2 protein-coding genes are annotated in these 895 nt (G+C 60.9%); both read left to right on the top strand.

Translation table 11 applies throughout. From position 1 onward, the window contains the following. Positions 1-243: co-chaperone GroES (locus ACWUKX_RS30965; RefSeq protein ID WP_456010456.1), on the top strand; the 243-nt coding region annotated here is incomplete at its 5' end. Positions 244-305: 62 nt separating this feature from the next. Further along, on the top strand, positions 306-895 hold a 590-nt coding region (locus ACWUKX_RS30960), incomplete at its 3' end, for a TCP-1/cpn60 chaperonin family protein (protein WP_456010455.1).

Below are 895 nucleotides of genomic sequence, written 5' to 3'. Positions count from 1 at the left end.
GAATCCGAATCCAAGACTGCCGGCGGGATCATCATCCCGGATACGGCGAAGGAAAAGCCGCAGGAAGGCGAGATCATCGCCGTCGGTTCCGGCGCCCGCGACGAAGCCGGCAAGCTCGTCCCGCTGGATGTCAAGGCCGGCGACCGTATCCTGTTCGGCAAGTGGTCGGGCACCGAAGTCAAGCTCAATGGCGAAGACCTTCTGATCATGAAGGAATCCGACATCATGGGCATCATCGGCTGAATATCGGCCTCACCGTCACTTAAATCTTCGGGCTCAATTCAAGCCCCTGCCAGGAGCTAAAAATGGCTGCCAAAGACGTAAAATTTTCCCGCGATGCCCGTGAGCGCATGCTGCGCGGCGTCAACATCCTCGCCGACGCAGTGAAGGTCACGCTCGGCCCCAAGGGCCGCAACGTCGTCATCGACAAGTCGTTCGGCGCACCGCGCATCACCAAGGACGGCGTCACCGTCGCCAAGGAAATCGAGCTTGAAGACAAGTTCGAGAACATGGGCGCGCAGATGGTCCGCGAAGTCGCTTCGAAGACCAACGACATCGCCGGCGACGGCACCACGACCGCGACCGTTCTGGCGCAGTCGATCGTCCAGGAAGGCCACAAGGCGGTTGCCGCCGGCATGAACCCGATGGACCTGAAGCGCGGCATCGATCTCGCGGTTAGCGACGTTGTCGCGACGCTGATCAAGAACGCCAAGAAGATCAAGACCTCGGAAGAGGTTGCCCAGGTCGGCACCATCGCCGGCAATGGCGACGCTTCGGTCGGCTCGATGATTGCCGAAGCGATGCAGAAGGTCGGCAACGAGGGCGTCATCACGGTCGAGGAAGCCAAGACCGCAGAGACCGAACTCGAAGTCGTCGAAGGCATGCAGTTCGACCG

Source organism: Mesorhizobium sp. f-mel (genome assembly GCF_053850215.1).
The sequence above is the reverse complement of the archived record's forward strand: the minus strand, read 5'-3'. Positions and strand labels throughout refer to the sequence as shown.